Annotated in this window: 12 protein-coding genes; 4 read left to right on the forward strand and 8 right to left on the reverse strand. The window is 72.9% G+C overall.

Going from position 1 to position 16,130, the window contains the following annotated elements; translation table 11 throughout:
• Positions 1 to 34: 34 nt before the first annotated feature.
• Positions 35 to 862 carry an enoyl-CoA hydratase family protein gene (locus ACWBNA_RS25240; RefSeq protein WP_482706784.1) on the reverse strand — a complete coding sequence of 276 codons (828 nt, stop codon included), beginning with the start codon at positions 860 to 862 and terminating at the stop codon, positions 35 to 37.
• A gap of 331 nt (positions 863 to 1,193) precedes the next feature.
• On the opposite strand from ACWBNA_RS25240, the gene ACWBNA_RS25245 reads away from it, so the two are divergent.
• The gene (locus ACWBNA_RS25245) at positions 1,194 to 1,646 is read left to right on the forward strand and encodes an ATP-binding protein (protein ID WP_482706785.1); all 453 of its coding nucleotides are present in this window, start codon (positions 1,194 to 1,196) and stop codon (positions 1,644 to 1,646) included.
• 50 nt (positions 1,647 to 1,696) lie between these two features.
• On the opposite strand, the gene argF is transcribed toward ACWBNA_RS25245, so the two are convergent.
• Positions 1,697 to 2,704, reverse strand: coding sequence for an ornithine carbamoyltransferase (gene argF / locus ACWBNA_RS25250; protein ID WP_482706786.1), 1,008 nt, complete (start codon positions 2,702 to 2,704; stop codon positions 1,697 to 1,699).
• A 91-nt stretch (positions 2,705 to 2,795) separates the two neighbouring features.
• Complete coding sequence (locus ACWBNA_RS25255; protein WP_482706787.1) at positions 2,796 to 4,019, reverse strand: arginine deiminase; 1,224 nt, start codon at positions 4,017 to 4,019, stop codon at positions 2,796 to 2,798.
• Between the two features lie 131 nt (positions 4,020 to 4,150).
• Between ACWBNA_RS25255 and ACWBNA_RS25260 the strand changes: the two genes are divergently transcribed.
• Positions 4,151 to 5,191, forward strand: coding sequence for an SPFH domain-containing protein (locus ACWBNA_RS25260; protein ID WP_482706788.1), 1,041 nt, complete (start codon positions 4,151 to 4,153; stop codon positions 5,189 to 5,191).
• Complete coding sequence (locus tag ACWBNA_RS25265) at positions 5,188 to 6,087, forward strand: NAD(+)/NADH kinase (RefSeq protein ID WP_482706789.1); 900 nt, start codon at positions 5,188 to 5,190, stop codon at positions 6,085 to 6,087. Before ACWBNA_RS25260 ends, ACWBNA_RS25265 begins: the two co-directional genes overlap by 4 nt.
• Positions 6,088 to 6,116: 29 nt before the next feature.
• On the opposite strand, the gene ACWBNA_RS25270 is transcribed toward ACWBNA_RS25265, so the two are convergent.
• The 4 genes from ACWBNA_RS25270 to ACWBNA_RS25285 all read right to left on the reverse strand — a co-directional run bounded on the left by ACWBNA_RS25270 (position 6,117) and on the right by ACWBNA_RS25285 (position 10,769).
• A complete protein-coding gene (locus tag ACWBNA_RS25270; protein WP_482706790.1) occupies positions 6,117 to 8,030 on the reverse strand; it encodes an aKG-HExxH-type peptide beta-hydroxylase in 1,914 nt (637 codons plus the stop codon).
• Between the two features lie 93 nt (positions 8,031 to 8,123).
• Positions 8,124 to 8,360: a hypothetical protein gene (locus ACWBNA_RS25275; RefSeq protein WP_482706791.1), complete on the reverse strand. Its 237-nt coding sequence runs from the start codon at positions 8,358 to 8,360 to the stop codon at positions 8,124 to 8,126.
• 106 nt (positions 8,361 to 8,466) lie between these two features.
• Positions 8,467 to 9,594 carry an effector-associated domain 2-containing protein gene (locus ACWBNA_RS25280; protein ID WP_482706792.1) on the reverse strand — a complete coding sequence of 376 codons (1,128 nt, stop codon included), beginning with the start codon at positions 9,592 to 9,594 and terminating at the stop codon, positions 8,467 to 8,469.
• The gene (locus ACWBNA_RS25285) at positions 9,591 to 10,769 is read right to left on the reverse strand and encodes a hypothetical protein (protein ID WP_482706793.1); all 1,179 of its coding nucleotides are present in this window, start codon (positions 10,767 to 10,769) and stop codon (positions 9,591 to 9,593) included. Before ACWBNA_RS25285 ends, ACWBNA_RS25280 begins: the two co-directional genes overlap by 4 nt.
• A gap of 151 nt (positions 10,770 to 10,920) precedes the next feature.
• Here ACWBNA_RS25285 and ACWBNA_RS25290 point away from each other — a divergent pair, with 151 nt between their 5' ends.
• Positions 10,921 to 12,207 (forward strand): cation:proton antiporter, encoded by a 1,287-nt coding sequence (locus tag ACWBNA_RS25290; RefSeq protein WP_482706794.1) that lies wholly within the window; start codon positions 10,921 to 10,923, stop codon positions 12,205 to 12,207.
• 522 nt (positions 12,208 to 12,729) lie between these two features.
• Here ACWBNA_RS25290 and fxsT read toward each other — a convergent pair.
• Positions 12,730 to 16,130: FxSxx-COOH system tetratricopeptide repeat protein (gene fxsT / locus ACWBNA_RS25295; protein WP_482706795.1), on the reverse strand; the 3,401-nt coding region annotated here is incomplete at its 5' end.

Genomic DNA, 16,130 nt, shown 5'->3' on the forward strand with positions numbered 1-16,130 from the left:
TCGGCACGGCCCCGCGCACCAGGGGTGGGCGCGCTCACCGTCCGCTCCACTTGGGAGGTCGCTTTTCCTTGAAGGCCGCGTGGAACTCGGCGTAGTCCTCGCCGTTCATCAGGAGGGCCTGGGTGGCGGCGTCCAGTTCCACCGCTGCCGCCAGCGGCATGTCCAGCTCTGCCGTCAGGAGCGCTTTCGTCTGGGCGTACGCCAGCGCCGGGCCCTCGGCCAGGCGGTGGGCCAGCGACTGGGCGGCCTCGTCGGCGCGGCCCTCTTCGGTCAGTTCGCTGATCAGGCCGATCCGCTCGGCCTCGGGGGCGCGGACCGGCTCGCCGAGCATGAGCAGCCGGGTGGCGTGGCCGAGGCCGACGACCCGGGGCAGCAGGTAGGCGGCGCCCATGTCGCCGCCGGACAGGCCGACGCGGGTGAAGAGGAAGGCGAAGCGGGCGCTCGGATCCGCCACCCGGAAGTCCGCCGCGAGGGCCAGCACCGCGCCCGCGCCCGCCGCCACCCCGTGCACCGCCGCGATCACGGGGAAGGGGCACTCCCGTACGGCCCGCACCACCTGTCCGGTCATCCGGTTGAAGTCGAGGAGCTGGGCGGTGTCCATGGCCAGGGTGGCGCCGATGATCTCGTCGACGTCACCGCCGGAGCAGAAGCCGCGCCCCTGTCCCGCCAGGACCAGGGCCCGCACGGACCGTTCCCGGGACAGTTCGGCGAGCAGGTCGCGCAGGTCGGCGTAGGCGCCGAAGGTGAGCGCGTTGAGCTTGTCGGGGCGGGCGAGGGTGACGGTGGCGACGCCGTCGGTGAGGTCGACGCTCAGGTGTTCCCAGTGGGGGGTGCGGGCGGCGGAGCCGGTGAAGGGACTCACGGGGTGCGGCCTCCTCGTTCGGTGGCGGGCACTGCCTCATGGAGCTCTGTCCTTCGAAGTTATCACTCATCCGTGACTGTCGTCATGAGTGCGCGATACGGATGGACGGTGACGCCGGACGATCGGGACATCACCGCGGATCCGACCCGGCACCGTCACATCCGTCACGGCTCGTCGACACCCCCGTAACGACGGGAGCAGCCGCGCGAGGCCCGCCGTTCATCCGGGTAAGCCGCCCGCAGCGGGACCGAAGGTCCCGCACGGTGCCCGTCGGATGCCTCCGCCGGGCGCGCCGTACCATTCATCAGGTTGAAAGCAGGACAGCCTGCTCATGAACGGAACCGCCTTGTACGAACGCCCCGCAGCCTCCGCCTCCTGGCGTATCGCACTGCCGCACTCCGCCGCGGCCGTGCCTGTGGCCCGCGCCCTGGTGCGCACGGCGCTGGCCGAGCTGGAGCACGGGGCCGACAGCGACACCGCGGAACTGCTGACGGCCGAGCTGGTGGCGAACGCCGTGGAGCACACCGCCGGGGACGCGCCGATCGAACTGGTGGTGGAGCTGCTGCCGGGCGGCTGCCAGGTCGAGGTGCACGACCCGGACCCGGCACCGCCCGGCAACCTCACGCGCCCGGTGGACACCGAGCCCGACCCCTGGCAGGAGCACGGACGCGGACTGCTGCTGATCCGCGCCCTCAGCTCGTCCTGCGGTCACCGCCCCGCCGGGTCGGGCAAGGCGGTCTGGTTCCGACTGCCGACGGTGCCGGCTCAGCGTCGTCCGGTGTGACCGGTGTGACCGGTGGCATCGCGCGACCCGTGTGACCGCATGACCGGCGTTCAGGCCAGGGTGGCCACCATGACCGCCTTGATGGTGTGCATACGGTTCTCCGCCTCGTCGAAGACGACCGAGTGGGCCGACTCGAAGACCTCGTCCGTGACTTCCAGCGACTCCAGGCCGTGGGCCTCGAAGATCTCGCGGCCGACCTTGGTGCCGAGGTCGTGGAAGGCCGGCAGGCAGTGCAGGAACTTGACGTCCGGGTTGCCGGTGGCACGCAGGACGTCCATGGTCACGGCGTACGGGACGAGGGCGGCGATCCGCTCGTCCCAGACCTCCTTGGGTTCACCCATGGAGACCCAGACGTCGGTGGCGACGAAGTCGGCGCCGCGGACGCCCTCCGCCAGGGACTCGGTGAGGGTGATGCGGGCCCCGCTGGTCTCGGCGAGCTCATGGGCCCGGTCGACGACGTCCTGGGCGGGCCAGTAGGACTTCGGGGCGACGATCCGCACGTCCATGCCCAGCAGGGCGCCGGTGACCAGGTAGGAGTTGCCCATGTTGAAGCGGGCGTCACCGAGGTAGGCGAAGGAGATGTCCCGGAGCGGCTTGCCGCTGTGCTCGGTCATCGTCAGCACGTCGGCGAGCATCTGGGTGGGGTGCCACTCGTCGGTCAGGCCGTTGTAGACGGGCACGCCGGCGTACGCGGCGAGCTCCTCGACCTTGACCTGGCTGTCCCCGCGGTACTCGATCGCGTCATACATCCGGCCCAGTACGCGCGCGGTGTCCTTCACGGACTCCTTGTGGCCGATCTGCGACCCCGAGGGGTCGAGGTAGGTCGTCGAGGCGCCCTGGTCGGCGGCGGCGACCTCGAACGCGCAGCGGGTGCGCGTCGAGGTCTTCTCGAAGATCAGCGCGATGTTCTTGCCGCGCAGGTACCGCGTCTCGGTCCCGGCCTTCTTGGCGGCCTTCAGCTCGGCGGCCAGTTCGATCAGGCCGAGGAACTCCTGCCCGGTGAGGTCGAGTTCCTTGAGGAAGTGGCGGCCGCCGAGGGCGGTCGGGACTGTCGCCATGGCGGGCGCTCCAGGGATACGAGAACAATGACCATGGAAGTCTATACGACCTTCGGCATTTCTATACGCCCCCGCGTTCGACCTCTCCGGCCTACACGCTCTCCCGTTCGACCGGGCAGCTCATGCATCGCGGGCCACCCCGCCCCCGCCCCAGTTCACTCCCCGGGATCTCGATCACCTCGATGCCCTGCTTGCGCAGATGCGTGTTGGTCGTGGCGTTGCGTTCGTAGGCGACGACGACCCCCGGTTCGACGGCCAGGACGTTGCAGCCGTCGTCCCACTGCTCACGCTCGGCCGCGTGCACGTCCTGGGTGGCGGTCAGGACGCGGATCTCGTTCAGTCCGAGCGCGGCGGCGATCGCGCGGTGCATGTGCTCCGGCGGATGGTCGGTGACCTTGAGTTCCTTGTCGCCGACACCTGGCTCGATGGTGTAGGAGCGGAGCATGCCGAGCCCGGCGTACTGGGTGAAGGTGTCGCCGTCGACCATCGTCATCACGGTGTCGAGGTGCATGAAGGCACGCCCCTTGGGCATGTCGAGGGCCACGATCGACTCGGCGGAGCCGGCGTCGAACAGCTTGTGCGCGAGCATCTCCACGGCCTGGGGGGTGGTCCGCTCACTCATGCCGATGAGCACGGCGCCGTTGCCGATCACGAGGACGTCCCCGCCCTCGATGGTCGACGGATAGTCGACCTGCCCCTCCGACCAGACCCGGAACGTTTCGTCACGGAACAGCGGGTGGTGCCGGTAGATCGCCTCGAAGTGCACGGTCTCGCGCTGCCGGGCGGGCCAGCGCATCGCGTTGATGGAGACGCCGTCGTAGATCCAGGCGGAGGTGTCGCGGGTGAAGAGGTGGTTGGGCAGCGGACCGAGCAGGAAGTCGTCGAGTTCCATGACATGGAAGCGCACGGAGGTCGGCTCCTCGTGCACCTCCAGGAACTCCCGCTTGGTCATGCCGCCGACCAGCACCTCGGCCAGGTCCCGGGCGGGCAGGGTCTCGAAGGCCGCCCGGAGGTGGTCGGTGGCCAGCACCCCGTACTCCTTCTCGTCGAAGACCCGGTCCAGGACGAGCATCCGGGCGGCCGGGACGTCCAGGGCCTCGGTGAGCAGGTCGCCGAAGAGGTGCACGGCGACACCGCGGTCGCGCAGCACGTCGGCGAACCCGTCGTGCTCGGCACGCGCCCGGCGTACCCAGAGCACGTCGTCGAAGAGGAGCGCGTCCTTGTTGCTGGGGGTGAGCCTTTTGAGCTCGAGATCCGGCCGGTGCAGGATGACGCGGCGCAGGCGCCCGGCCTCGGAGTCGACATGGAATCCCATGCCTCCATCCTGACCATTGGAGGGCGGGTTGACCCGTCGCTCACGTGTTTCCACGACCACTTGTTTTCGTCCCCTTGACGATAATCACCTCTCCCGGTTATCGTCGACCAGACGAAAAGCGAGGGGGTCCCATGGCTGACATCACCCGGCGCCTCGGCCTGCGCCACCTGCGCGGCGCACCGACGGCGCACATCCGGCACCACCGCGGAGGCCGCCTGCTGCACGACGGGCCCGGGCTGAGCTTCTGGTTCAGGTCGCTGACCGCCGCGCTGTCCGAGGTACCGGTCGACGACCGGGAACTGGCGATGACCTTTCACGCCCGTACCTCCGACTTCCAGGACGTGGCGGTGCAGGCGACGGTCACCTACCGGATCGTCGACCCGGGCGTCGCCGCCGCCCGCCTCGACTTCTCCATCGACCCGGACACCGGCGTGTGGCGGGGCGCTCCGCTGGAGCAGCTCGGCACACTGCTCACCGAGACGGCCCAGCAGCACGCGCTGGACGTCCTGGCGCGTACGCCGCTGGCGGCCGCGCTGGTCGACGGCGTGACCTCGGTCCGCGAGCGGATAACGGCCGGTCTGGAAGCCGAGCCGCGGCTGCCCGCGACCGGCATCGAGGTGGTGGCCGTCCGCGTGGTGGCGCTGCGACCGGAGCCCGAGGTGGAGCGCGCGCTGCGCACCCCGGCCCGCGAGCAGATCCAGCAGGAGGCCGACCGGGCGACGTACGGACGGCGGGCCCTCGCGGTGGAACGGGAACGGGCCATCGCGGAGAACGAGTTGGCCAGCAAGATCGAACTGGCGCGTCGCGAGGAGCAGTTGGTCGACCAGCGCGGCACCAACGCCCGGCGCGAGGCCGAGGAGCACGCGGCGGCGGACGCGGTCCGCGCGCAGGCGGAGGCGGCACGGACGGTGCGGCTCGCGGAGGCCGAGGCGGCTCGTGCCGTACGGCTGTCCCGTGCGGAGGCGGAAGGGGCGCGCGAGGTCGGCGAGGCGCGCGCCCAGGCGCAGGCCGCCTGGCTGCGGGTGCACGCGGAGGTGGACGTGGCGACGCTGCACGCGCTCACCGGGACCCGGATCGCGGAGAACCTGCCGCGCATCGACAGCGTGACGGTGTCGCCGGACGTGCTGACGGGGCTGCTGGCCAGGCTGGGTGCGCGGGAGGAGCAGGCGTGAGCCTCGCACCCCGGGTCGTCCTCGTCCATCGCACCACGGAGTACGAGGAGTTGGTGGCCCGGCACGGCACGCACGGGCAGGCCGCATTCTTCCTGTCCTCGCGGGGCCGGGACATCGCGGAGCTCGCCGAACGGCACCGCAGGACGCGGCGGGCGCTGGCGGAGGTCGGCTCGGCGGTTCCACTGACGTGGCGTCAGGCGCGGGTGGAGCGGGCCGACCTGGACCGTTTCCTGTTCGCCCCCGAGGACGTCGTGGTCGTGGTCGGGCAGGACGGGCTGGTGGCGAACGTCGCCAAGTACCTGACGGGACAGCCGGTGGTGGGCATCGACACCGACCCCGGACGCAACCCCGGGGTACTGGTCCGGCACCGCCCCCGGGAGGCGGCGGCACTGCTGCCGGCCGTCCTCACCCGCTCCGTCGGCGTCGAGGAACGCACGATGGTGGAGGCCGTCGCCGACGACACGCAGCGGGTCGTCGCGCTCAACGAGATCTGCCTGGCAGCCGTCGGACATCAGACGGCCAGATACCGCCTGGGCCTGGAGGGCGACGGGGGTGTCGTCGAGGCCCAGGCCTCTTCCGGGGTGCTCGTGGGCACGGGCACCGGCGCGACCGGGTGGATCCGGTCGGTGTGGCAGGAGCGCGGCGGCCACTGGCCCCTGCCCTCGCCCACGGAGCCGCGCCTGCTGTGGTTCGTCCGTGAGGCCTGGCCGTCCCCGGCCACCGGCACGTCGTCGGTGGCCGGCGAACTCACCGGGTCGGCCGGTCTGCGCATCACCGTCGAGTCGGAGCGGCTCATCGCCTTCGGGGACGGGATGGAGACCGACGCGGTGGAACTCACCTGGGGGCAGTCGGTGCGGGTCGGCGTGTGCGGGGAGCGGTTGCGGCTGGTCGGGTGAGGGAGGGCGCCGGACCGGGGGGGGACCGGTCAGCTGCTGGGCTGGGGCTGGAACAGCTCGGGGCGGGCCAGCATGCGGCGGGCCGTGCGGCCGGGGTGGAGGGTGGCGCGGGCCACGATCCAGCCGGCGAGGGTGTGCGGTGCGGCGGGGTCGGCGGCCAGTTCGTCGTCGTACCGGACGAGCGCCGCGCCCGGGTCGCCGGCGGCGAGGTACTCGTCGGCGGTGTGCGGGGTGGCGGGGCGGAGCGCGAAGGCGTGGGTGCGCAGGTCCGGCCAGGAGGTGCGGTCGGGGCGGAAGCGGGGGGCGTCCGTCGGGTGCGCCGCGTCGTCCGGCGGAGCCACGTTGCGCAGCCGCCACTCGGTGCGGTGCAGGGAGGCGGCCGTACGGGCCCGGGCGAGGGCGGGGGCGGGGACGGGCTCGCGCAGCCAGCCGTCCAGCGTGCGCGCCAGGCCCGACACCAGGGCGCGGCCCTGGACGGTGAGACGCCCCTCGGCCAACAGGGTGCGCACGACGAGCCGACTCTGCAGGCGCCGCAACGCGAAGTGGTACCCGGCCTCCTCCTCGCCGGCCGCCCGGCGGGCCAGGACCGCCCGGCCGTCCCGCGCTGCGGCCATGCGGTCCCGCCAGAAGCCCGCGACACCGGTGAAGGCGTACGCGCCGTGGAGCAGGCCGGTCAGGTGGCGGGGATCGGGGCGCCAAGGGGCGTAGTAGCGCTCCTCCCGGTCGTCGTCGAGGAGGGGGAAGAGGTGGAGGAGGGCGGCCAGCTTGCTGTGCTGGAATTCGTGGACGAGCGTCTCGGCGAGGGCGAGCGCGGACGACGGGCGGGCGATCACCATCGCGCCGAAGGAGTCTCCGCTGGAGGCCGAGACCTGCACGGTCGGCGGGGCGGGAGGCAGCGCGCTCGTACGACCCCAGGGCACGACCGTCCGGATCCACGCCGGGTCGAGCCGCCCGGGCCCGACCCCGCCCGGCACCGCGAGCACGGCGACGGCCTCCTCGAACATCCCCTGCCACGCCTCCGCCTCCGCGGCGTCGAGCCGGGCGGGCGGCAGGGGGTCGTCCAGGTCGCGGTAGGGGTCGAGGTCGTCGAGGGGGATGGCGACGGTACCGGTGGGCGTCGGGTGGGTGAGGGTGCGCAGGGGGAGCCAGGAGGAGGTTCCGGCTCCGGTGAGGGCTTCCTGGGCGTCCTGCGGTTTCATGTCGTCCCGCGCTCCTCCACCACGAGGCACCGACCCCGCCCGGTGGGCGTCAGCCGCTCCGGCGTGCTGCGTCTGCGGTGCCGCCGAGTCCGCCGCACGTGTCCCCCGGGACGGAACCGAGTCCGAGGCGCCGGCCTCTCCGGTCCGCTCTCTCCCGCTCCTCAACCGCACCGCCACCGGCCGGACCGTCACGGACGTCGTCTCCCCGTCGCGCCCCGGACCCGCAAGCGTCAGCTCTCCCCCGCTGGTGCGGGCGTGGCCGATGACCAACCCCCCTTCCGCGTCGGGGAGTCGGGCCAGCCCCAGCCCGGGCAGGGTCAGCGCCCCGTCGACCAGAGCCACCCGGAGGTCCGCCTCCGTGCCGGCGTGCAGGGAAGCCGTGACCGCGAGGGCGCACAGGTGGCCGGCCTCCGCCCACAGGGGCGGTCCCGACGCGGTGCCGTGGGCCCGGCGCAGGACGTGGGCGATCCAGCCGCCGGTCGCGGGGGCGAGCAGCAGTCGGTCGACCGGCTCGGGGGCCCGCGCGGCCGCGTTCTTCAGGACGTGCCAGGCCTCGGCGGCCGGGGTCAGCGGTGTGGGGAGGGTGTCGAGGCGGTCCAGCAGGGTGCGCAGGAGCAATAACCGGCGGGCCCGTTCGCCTCGTTCGAGGAAGGTGACGGCCGCCGCGGAGCCGCCGCCCGCGGCCAGTTCCGCGAACAGCCGCTCGGGCATGCGGAACGGGTCGGGGCGCTGCTCACTGCTCATGGGCGGGGGACCTCCGGTCGCGGGTGCGGACATGCGGGGACCCCGACGGGCGCACGGGGCCTCCGTCAGGGCTCGGCCGTCGGGGCGGGCCGCCTATTCGGCCCGGGCGCCCCCGCTTCCCCCCTCCCCTCCGGCCCGCATGCTGCTGCGGGCACGCAGAACCTCCTGGAGAAGGCGGGCGTTCGGGAGGAGCGGAGCGAGACCGTCCACGGCGGTCAAGGGCAGCGCCGCGAGGTCCGCCAGATCCGACTCCCAGACGTCGGCCTGCCGAGCGGCGGCCGACGCGCGAGCGGTGGCTGCGGGGTGGTGCAGTGCGGGCGGCTGGTCCAAGATGCTCCCCCTTCTCGCACGGTGGCACGCGATGCCCCGTACCCGTGTCCTTTTCCATCATGGCCATACATGCCCGGGTCGAAAACCGTACGATCACGCCACTCGATCATTTTCGATCGCTTCGACGTCTCACCGAGGCTCCGAATTCGCGCAGTGCCGCGTCGAGTTCGGCGCCGCGCTCGGGGTCGTCGTCGAGCGAGAGCACGGCGTCGAGCAGCTCCCGCAGGGCTTCCGGGTGGTGCCGGGCGAGCCCGTTGAGTATGCCGGTGGCATCCGTGCGGGCCTTCGTGTGACGGGGCAGTGTCGCCGTGACACGCGGGTTCAACGCGCCGACCACCGTCTGCCGTTCGGTGGGGTCCCGCATCAACGGGTAGGCGAGCAGCGCCTCCACGGCCCGCAGCAGCGGCGAGACCGGGTGCGGGCCGGGGCCCTGGCCTGCCACGGGAACGATCTCGGTGCGTTCGGGGCTCTGCAGCCGAATCTCGGGATACTGCAGAGTACGGCCCGCTTCCCTGAGGGCCGCGATACGCGTTCGTACGGCCGGAAACAGTTCCTCCGGATCGGGCGGGGCGGGCAGCGCGGCCGCGCGGTCGGCCAGCAGACCCAGCAGGACCTCGGAGAAGAGTCCCGTGGCGCGCTCGGGGTCATTGGCGGCGGCCCGGCCGCGCCCGGCGGCCCGCAGCAGGGTCTGCCGGTGGGCGAGGTTGCGCCGCCCCACGGGCAGCGCGTCCGGCGGCAGGGCCTCCCGGAAGCCGAGGGTCTCCTCGAAGGTCTCGCAGGCGTCCACGATCCACAGCTGCTCGGCGAAGGCGGGCACGGCGTCACCGGCGTACCGGGCGAGCGCGGAGTCCAGGTCGATGCCCAGCTTGTCGGCGGTGGTCGCGTCCGCGCAGAACAGCCGCAGGTGACCGGCCCGGTCGAGGACTCCGTGCCCGCCCCACCACACCCACAGGACGTCCCCCTGGGCCAGGGGCAGTTCCCGGACGAGGGCGCGGCGCAGGGTCGCGTGGTCGGCCGGCCGGTACGGGAGGCCGGGGACGTACGGCGGCAAGGGGGCGAGGTGGAGCCGGAGCCGGTCCTCCGGCACCCCGGCGTCGCGCAGCAGCCGGTGGAAGGCGACCGCGTCCCGGGCGGGCCCGGGCAGGTCCCAGCCGGACCCGGCGTCGTACCTCTCGACGCCGACGATCAGGGCGTGCACCCGGGTGGGATCCATGACCGGCTCGCGACCCGTCATGGCAGGCGGTCCACGATGTGCCGGTACACGGCGGGGTTGGTCCAGTAGGCGCTGTGGGCGGCGGGGAACGGCTGGCGACTGTCGACGGCGATGTCGGTGACGCGGCCCGGGAACAGTGCGGCGCCGAGGTAGGAGAGCAGGTCGCGGGGGTCGTACAGGTTCAGCCAGTCCGGGACGTGCGGCGGCAGCGGGGCGGGGTGGTCGAGCGTGGGCAGGGCGCCGGACTCGTACAGGAAGGGCCCCTGGGAGCCGGCGGTCACCAGGAGGCGCACCTGGGGCAGCGGGGCGGCGATCAGCGTGTCCAGGGCGATGATCCCGCCGAGGCTGTGGCAGACCAGCGCCACGGGTGGCTCCAGTCCCGCGACGAGTGTGCGCAGGTCCGCGCGGACCGCCTCGCCGCGGCTGAGGTAGCGCAGGATGTCCGCGGCGGCGGGGTGCGCGGCCTCGGTGAGGGCGCGCCGACGGCGTACGACGGCATGGGACGCGGCGGATCCGGCGGCCCGCAGCAGCAGGGAGCGCAGGCCGCGTTCCGTGCCCCGGGACGGTGCGCCGAGGGCTTCGGCGAGCCGGTCGACCACGGCGTCCCGGGTGTCGCCGACCGGGACGAGCGGCGTGTCGGCGTCCAGGGCGTCGGCGATGACCCGGGCGGTCAGGCTGCGGGCGGCGAGAGGGGCGAGGTCGTCGGCGTCGAGGGCACCGGCGGCGGGGCCGAGCAGCGGATGGGCGGCGAGGTCGGTGGCCGCTCGGGCCAGTCCGGGGCCCAACTCGGCGGCGGGCGAGTCCCCTTGGGCGGCGAGTGCGGCCAGCCGGGCCTGGAGCCCTTGTTCCGGCGGTACGGAACCGGGCGGACGCTCCACGGCCATGCCGGCGCCGGCCGCGGCGAGGGCGAGCTCGGCGTACGGGTCGGCGTAGAGGGCGGCCCAGGCGGCCGTGGTGTCGTCGTCGGCGGCGACCGGGGATTCGGCGAGACCCAGACCTCGGGCCGTGCTCCCCGCCTGCGCCGGAAGACTCGCCCCGTCCGCGGCGAGCGTGGCGCCGTGCGCGCCTCCCCAGTAGTACGGCACGATGCGAAGTCCGCCGCGCAGGGCGGTCAGCCCGGCCGCCACGCGCCCCGCGAGCTTCGAGAAGCCGGGTTCGCGCACCCCTGTGCCGTGAATGAAGACGACCGCCGTCATGTGCCCCCCGTGACACCGGTGCAGCGTTGTGTACGACTTCCGTTACGTCGTCAACTTACCAGTATCATAAGGAGGTTGGGGTCGAGCACACGTGCGATGACCCTTCCGCGGCCGGACAACGGCCCCGACAACTGGACACCAGGGAGACACCGTGAGCCCTGACACGATGGTCATGCATTTCGTGGGGGCCTCGGCCCTGATCCTGGTGGCCGCACACGCCGCCGGCTGGCTGGCACGGAAGCTGAAACAGCCCTACATCGTCGGCCAGTTGACCGCGGGCATAGCGCTCGGCCCCTCACTGCTCGGAAGCCTCGCACCGGACACGTACGACCAGCTGTTCCCCGACGGCATCGGTCCGGCCCTGACCGGGTTCGCGCAGTTCGCCCTGGTGGTGTTCCTGTTCGCGGTGGGCTACGAACTCGATCTGGTGGTCCTGGGCGCACGGGCGCGCACGGCGTGCACGGTGGCGGTGGCGGCGTTCGTGGTGCCGATGGCCGTGGGCAGCGGCTGTGCCCTGCTGTTCCAGGAGCAGCTGCGGGACCTGGGCATGCCGCGGGACCTCTCCCCCGCCATGGTGGTGTTCGCCGGGGTCGCCCTGTCGATAACGGCGGTGCCGGTGCTGACGGCCATAGTGCGGGAGAACGGCCTGGCCCGCACGGTGCCCGGCGTGGTGGCCGTGTCCGCCGCCGGACTGCTCGACGTGATCGGGTGGACCGTGCTGGCCGGGACGATGATGGACGGCGACAGTGGCGAACACGCGCTCGGGTGGCCGTGGCGGGCGCTGATCGCGTTCGGCTTCACCGCACTGATGCTGGTGGCGGCCCGGCCGCTGCTGCGACTGCTGCTGTGGGGGCCGCGGACGCGGATGGAGCCCTCGCTGCGGCTGGCGTTGCTGATCGGTTTCGCCCTCGGGTCGGCCTGGGTCACGCACTCCCTCGGACTGCATGTCATCTTCGGCGCGCTGCTCGCGGGGGTCGTGGTGCCACGGGAGAAGGGCGGAACGCTCGATCCGGAACTGGTGCGGCCGTTGCACGACGTCAGTTCGCTGCTCCTGCCCTTCTTCTTCGTCGTTTCCGGGCAGTCCGTCGCACTGAACGCCATGGACGCCACGGGGTGGGTGGCCCTGCTGGTGGTGACCGTCCTGGCGATCACCACGAAGATCGGCAGCGGGACGGTGGCCGCACGGCTGGGCGGGCTGGACCGCGACGACGCACGGACCGTCGGGGTCCTGCTGAGCGCCCGCGGCCTCACCGAGCTGATCGCCCTGAACGCGGGCCTGCAGGCGGGCCTGCTGAGCGAGCCGCTCTACACGGTCCTGGTCTTCATGGCCCTGGCCACGACCCTCCTCACCCAGCCCCTGCTCCTCTTGGTCCGCCGCCTGGCCGAACGCCCCCACACGGTCCATTCGGACCCCGTCCCCGCGGCAGACATGGGCTGACCCCCCATCGCCGGGAGGCTCCATGCCCCAGGGGCGCGAGGAACTGCGCGACCAGCCCCCACCGGACCCGCACTGCCGCCACAACCCCACGCCCACCCCGACAATCCCGCCTCCCGGCGTGTGACATGGGCTGCCCCCCATCGCCGGGAGGCTCCATGCCCCAGGGGCGCGAGGAACTGCGCGACCAGCCCCCACCGGACCCGCACTGCCGCCACAACCCCACGCCCACCCCGACAATCCCGCCTCCCGGCGTGTGACATGGGCTGCCCCCCATCGCCGGGAGGCTCCATGCCCCAGGGGCGCGAGGAACTGCGCGACCAGCCCCCACCGGACCCGCCCTGCCGCCACCACCCCACGCCCCCCCCGACCCTCCCGCCTCCCGGCGTGTTACTTGGGCTTCCCCCCATCGCCGGGAGGCTCCATGCCCCAGGGGCGCGAGGAACTGCGCGACCAGCCCCCACCGGACCCGCACTGCCGCCACAACCCCACGCCCACCCAAATACACCGCCCACCCGCCGGAGGTTAAAGCGGCATCGGCGCCATGTCGCACTCGATCCGCCGCCGCTGCCGGGCCGCCAGCAGCCACGGGTGGTCGGCACGCAGGATCCGGGTGAAGCCCTCCACGGCCTTGCGCTGGAGTTCGTCCGCTTCCGGTCCGCGGCCCAGCCCTCGCAGATCCAGCGCGAGGTTGGCCGTGCAGGAGAGGGTGAGCGGGTGCTCCTCGCCCGCCGCCTCGGCGAGCAGCGGCAGATTGGCCTGGTCGATCTCGTGCGCCCGCTCGAAGTCGAGGCGTGCGTACGCCGTGTTGGCCTGGCCGATGGCGACGGTCAGGGTCATGACGTGGCGCTCGCCCACCGTCTCGGCCAGTCGGTCCGCCGCGGCGTCCTCGTGCTCCTGCGCGGCGTCAAGGGACCCGAGCGTGCGCAGCGTGGCGGCCAGGTTGGCGCGGGCCAGCAGGGTGTACGCGTGGTTCTCGCCGAGGCGCTGCTCGTAGCGGCGCAGGGTGACGTCGGCCAGTTGGCGGGAGCTTTCGAGGTCACCGGACAGGCGCTGGTCGACGGCCAGGTTGATCGCCGTGGACAGCGAGTCGAAGTGGTCGGGGCCGTAGCGGGCGACGAAGCGCCGCAGGGTCTCCTCGGCGAGCTTGGCGGCCTCGGCGAGCGCCCCGTCGCGGCGCCGGCACACCGCGAGGTTGCGGGCGATGCGCAGGGTGAGCGGGTGTTCCTCGCCGAGCGCGGTGCGCGCCCGCCGGTGGACGTCCTCCTGGAAGTCGCGGGCGCCGGGGTAGTCGCCGCCCTCCCGCATGTCGATGGCCAGGCCGTTGAGGGTGTTGAGGGTGAAGAAGCTGGCCGGGCCGAAGAGCAGGTCGCGCAGGCGCGCGTTCTCCTGGTCCAGCGGCAGCGCCTCCTTGAACTGTCCGCACAGCCGCAGGTCGACGCCCCAGCTGTGGGTGGCCCGCAGGGTGGCGGGGTCGTCGGAGCCGAACAGGGACCGGGCCAGTTCGGTGGCCTCCTCGCCGAGGTCCCGCGCTTCCTGGAAGCGGCCCTGGTAGCGGCGGGCGTCGGCCATCTCGCACAGGGAGTCGATCAGCTCCTCCGGCTCGACCTCGATCCGGCGGGACACTTCGAGGGCCTTCTCGGAGAGCGGGATCGACTCGGGGACCTGCCCGACCTGGCGCAGCAGGAAGGAGAAGCTCTTCGTCATCCGTACGACGTGGATGTTCTCCTCGCCGGAGGCGGCGATCCAGGCGCTCCATGCCTGCCGGCCGAGGTCGGCGGCGCCTTCGTGGTCGCCCCAGTAGTAGAGGAACCACACGGTGTCGTAGACCAGTTCGCGCACCCAGGTGTCGGTGCTGGTGACCGCCTGCGAGGTGAGCACGTGCGGCAGCAGGGCCTGGTAGGAGCGCCACTCCAGCGAGGAGCCGTAGGCGCCGGGCTTGGCGGCCGACAGCAGTTGGTGGGCGGCGTCCCGCATCCGCTGTCGCTCGTCGGCGCTCAGCTTGGCCAGGAGCACGGTCTGCAGCAGGCGGTGCATCTGCAGGGTGTCGGAGCGGGGGTCCACCTTGATCAGCGAGAACTGGCTGAGGTCGCGCACCGCCCGGTTCAGCCGGATCGACTCGCGCAGCAGCGGATCCATCTCGGGGGTGATGCTGACGCCCCGGCTGCCGCGCAGCATGGACCGCGGGATGGGCTCGGGGGCCATGCTGGCGCAGATGTCGAGGAGCTGCCGGGCGCCGGGGTTGTTCTGCTGGATCCGCTCCAGCGAGATGTCCCAGGCGGCGGCGACGGAGACCGGGTAGTCGGGGGCGGGGTCGAGTTCGAGGATCTCGGGGCTGCGCTGGGCGAGCAGGTCGAGGTACTCGTCGACGAGCATGCCGGTGACCGCGCGCCAGGCGCCCGCCTGCTCGACGGCGAGCGGCAGGTCGCCCAGGGCCTCGGCGAGCCGGTCGGCGTCCTCGGCGCTCAGGTCGGGCGAGCGCTTCTGGAGGAGCTCGATGGACTCCTCGCGCTCGAACACGTTGACCGGCAGCGGGGTGGCGACCCGTTCCCAGGCCCGGTTCCGGGAGGTGACGATGACCTTGCCGGGCCCGTTGGTGGGGAAGTAGTTGCGCACCGCCTCGACGTCTTCCGCGTTGTCGAAGACGAGCAGCCAGTTGTCGTACGGTGCCCCGGCGCGCAGTGCCTCCAGTACGGCGGGCACGGCGGTGTTGGCGGCGGGGGCGCCGAGGCTGTCCTGACCGGTCGGGGCGACGCCCAGCTGGGCGGCCAAACTGGCGAGGGCGGCCAGGATGAGGCTCTCGCGCTCGGCGGGGATCCAGCAGATCACCTTGTAGTCGTGCTGGTGGGTGTAGATGTACTCCAGCGCGAGCTGGGACTTGCCGACGCCGCCGAGGCCGTGCAGTGCGTGCGGCAGGACGGCCGCGGTGTCCTGGGCGCTGAGCTGCTCCTCCACGGACCTCAGCAGCGTCTGGCGGCCGACGAACGACGTGTTCCTGAGGGGAACGTTCACCAGAAGAGCCGGTGTTGCGGTCGTGGTGCTCTGCATGAGCTGCTCAGCCTCCGGGGCTTCTTGTTGGATCGCGTCGGTTACCAGGCTCTGCACGGGCGGTTCTCCAGTTCCGTCGGGGACGTCTGCTGGATCCCTGCCATCTCCGCCGCCCGCTGACCCCCCGCCGCCCGCGTGGTTCACCTCAGGGAGTGAGACGGCGGGCAAACGGGCAGCCACCCGTTCGGCCGCACCGGACCCGAGCCTGGCGAGGTTGGGTTCGATGCGTCTGGCGCGTTCGGAGTACGGTCCCGACAGTGCGCGCATCACGGCCAGTTCGCTGCGTACCCAGCCGTGCTCGGCGGGGTCGGGCAGTGTGGTGCCGGTCGGGTCGCGCAGGGCGGCGCGCAGGGCGAGGCCCCGTTCGCCGGCGGCGGGCAGCTCGCCCACCACGCTGACGGTACGGGCGAGTTGGCTGCGGGTGGTGGTGGCCAGCAGCGCCTCGCGCACTCCTTCGGCGAACTCGGGCCGGCCCTCGCCGCCGCTGTCCCAGTCGATCAGCCCGCCCATCAGGATCTCGGCGAGGTGGTCGGGTCCGGTCTCGGGCATGGTGCGCCGCCGCAGCTGGTCGACGAGGTCGAACTCGAAGGGGATGGCGGCGAGTTGGGTGGCCAGGCGCCGTGCGGCGGGGGTGGCGAGGGTGAAGAAGCGGCGTACGGCGGCGGTGGCGGCGCGCGGGAAGCGCGGGGCGCGCAGTCCGGGCGCCGGGGCGCCCTTGGTGAGGGTGCCGGCCAGGACGACGGGCAGGGCGCGGCGGACTCCGCGCTCGCCGGTGACGAGGTCGGCCCAGGCGGCGACGGATCCGGCCTTCAGGGACAGCACGGGCACCGGCACCGAGCCGTCGCCCGCGGCGGGCAGCGGGCGCAGCGGGTCGGGGC

Source organism: Streptomyces sp. Q2 (assembly GCF_056820935.1).

Excerpts from the sequence above, each read along its gene's own strand:
- ACWBNA_RS25245 (WP_482706785.1), top strand. The coding sequence starts at position 1,194 with ATGAACGGAACCGCCTTGTACGAACGCCCCGCAGCCTCCGCCTCCTGG.
- argF (WP_482706786.1), bottom strand. The coding sequence starts at position 2,704 with ATGGCGACAGTCCCGACCGCCCTCGGCGGCCGCCACTTCCTCAAGGAA.
- ACWBNA_RS25255 (WP_482706787.1), bottom strand. The coding sequence starts at position 4,019 with ATGGGATTCCATGTCGACTCCGAGGCCGGGCGCCTGCGCCGCGTCATC.
- ACWBNA_RS25260 (WP_482706788.1), top strand. The coding sequence starts at position 4,151 with ATGGCTGACATCACCCGGCGCCTCGGCCTGCGCCACCTGCGCGGCGCA.
- ACWBNA_RS25270 (WP_482706790.1), bottom strand. The coding sequence starts at position 8,030 with ATGAGCAGTGAGCAGCGCCCCGACCCGTTCCGCATGCCCGAGCGGCTG.
- ACWBNA_RS25280 (WP_482706792.1), bottom strand. The coding sequence starts at position 9,594 with ATGACGGGTCGCGAGCCGGTCATGGATCCCACCCGGGTGCACGCCCTG.
- ACWBNA_RS25285 (WP_482706793.1), bottom strand. The coding sequence starts at position 10,769 with ATGACGGCGGTCGTCTTCATTCACGGCACAGGGGTGCGCGAACCCGGC.